At 39.1% G+C, this 2023-nt stretch carries 3 protein-coding genes and 1 pseudogene; all 4 read left to right on the top strand.

Going from position 1 to position 2023, the window contains the following annotated elements; all coding sequences use genetic code 11:
- Nucleotides 1–185 precede the first annotated feature (185 nt).
- Complete coding sequence (locus tag O9323_RS19855; RefSeq protein WP_002755227.1) at nt 186–563, top strand: hypothetical protein; 378 nt, start codon at nt 186–188, stop codon at nt 561–563.
- Between the two features lie 84 nt (nt 564–647).
- Nucleotides 648–926 carry a hypothetical protein gene (locus tag O9323_RS19860; protein ID WP_002755225.1) on the top strand — a complete coding sequence of 93 codons (279 nt, stop codon included), beginning with the start codon at nt 648–650 and terminating at the stop codon, nt 924–926.
- Nucleotides 927–1012: 86 nt separating this feature from the next.
- Entirely contained in the window at nt 1013–1783 is a 771-nt protein-coding gene (locus tag O9323_RS19865) for an FkbM family methyltransferase (RefSeq protein ID WP_002755223.1), read from the top strand.
- A gap of 140 nt (nt 1784–1923) precedes the next feature.
- Nucleotides 1924–2023, top strand: a pseudogene (locus O9323_RS19870) (ISNCY family transposase); the annotation flags it as partial.

The following is a 2023-nucleotide window of genomic DNA, read 5'->3' on the forward strand; positions in this document are numbered from 1 at the left end:
AACCCTTATATAGAAAGACATGGCTGCGATTTTTGCCAATTGTTTTCAATCTAGAACGAGCTAATCAATTAAGTCCCTTGCCAGATAAGGATTTAGCCGATTTCTGCCCCCTGATCGAACCATACCAAGTAACGAAGAACCTAATTTAAGCAGCTACTGAAACTGAGAAGGGAGAAGAACAAGCCATGACAAGAAGGGATGGGGAACGGACGAGATGGACGGATGAGATGCTAGATGAATTGGCAGACTCAGTTTCGGAATTACGAGAATCGGTATCGGAAGTGAGAGACTCAGTTTCGGAATTGCGAGAATCGATATCGGAAGTCAGAGACTCGGTTTCGGAATTGCGAGAATCGGTATCGGAAGTCAGAGACTCAGTAGATGGGGTAAGAATAACTGCACAAGCACTGTTACAAATAGCTGCTCAACAACAGCAGGAAAATGAAGCTCGGCAAGCAGAAATTGCCGAAATCAGGCAAAGACAGGAAGAGTCAGACAAGCGTTTTGAGATTTTGGTGTCAGAAGTTCGCTATTTGATTCGGCAAATTAAGCCAGGAGATTAAGAGTATCTGGGAAAATTGACGGCGAGTATATTTGTGTATATAATTTACGCAGTCGGTTAAACTGAGAAGAAAGAAAAACAAGCCATGACAAGAAGGAATGGGGAACGGACGAGATGGACCGATGAGATGCTAGATGAGTTGGCAGACTCAGTTTCGGAATTGAGGGGATCGGTTGCAGACCTTAGAGATTCGATGGACGGGGTACGATTAACGGCAAACGCTCTACTCCAAATTGCTGCACAACAACAGCGTAATATGGATGAAGTGAGGCGAAGACAGGAAGAGTCAGACAAGCGTTTTGAGGTTTTGCTGTCAGAAGTTCGCTATTTGATTCGGCAAATTAAACCAGAAAATCAATCATAAGCTTGATCAAACCAGCGGCGATTGCGTCTCGACAATTTAACCTAACCTTTTGTGAAACTAATTTACAAAATAATTGATAGACTATCATGGAGCAAAAATTATTGTTGGCTAAATTGTTAAAAGGTCTCTCGAGTAGGATGTTTCGGCTATCGAAAAGAATCGAATATTTTGGATGTGAATCAAGTATATTCAGATATATAGATTGTTTTGAGACCATAGATGTATTGCTGAAATTCATTCAACCAAAGTGTCTCTGTGATATAGGGGCAAATGCTGGTAACTGGACCTATGTTTTAAGTCAAATGAGTCCCACTTTAGAACACGTGGTTTTTTTTGAACCCCAATCTCAGTATCAAGAGAAATTGCAATCTTTACCCTTACCTGGGGTTACTAAAGTTGTGTACCAGTGTGGTTTAGGTGAAAGGGAGGACAAGTTATTAATTAAAGGAGGAACTTCTTCAGCATCTTTTCTTGATCCTGAAAAACAAAATAAGTATTTTCCTAATAGTATTTCGCAAAACCAGCAAGATCAGGAGGAAGTAGAAATTAGAATTTTAGATGCAATATATGCCAGTGATGATCTACCAATCCCTGATGTAATTAAACTAGATGTTCAAGGTTTTGAGCTTGAGGTTTTAAAGGGCAGTATGAATTTACTAAAAAAATCCAAATACTTAGTGATTGAATTATCATTTCGTCAGTTTTATCGAGAGCAACCCTATTTATGGGAAATCATCAAACTACTAGAAGAGAATAAATATATTATGGTTGGCAAGGGATTTGAATGGCGATACCATGAAAATCCTTCAGAAATACTGCAAATGGATGCTATATTTAAGAACACTGATGTTATCTAATTAGAACGGTATCAAAAAGGAGTTGGTAATGATTCGGTAGTAGTGGCGTAGCTCTCTTGCTTACCTGGTATGAATTGTGTAAAATATTTATTAATAAACATAATTGGAACCCGATCAGTCTTTAAACCTCTAGCTTGATCATGACTTTTCTGATAAATATCTTTTTCTGGCTCCTGTCTGGCTTACTCAAATATCAGTCTAGCACCGAACAAAATCCCCCCTTCACCTCTATTCCCCTGT

The organism is Microcystis sp. LE19-131.1A, assembly GCF_027532015.1.
Classification (GTDB): domain Bacteria; phylum Cyanobacteriota; class Cyanobacteriia; order Cyanobacteriales; family Microcystaceae; genus Microcystis; species Microcystis ichthyoblabe_A.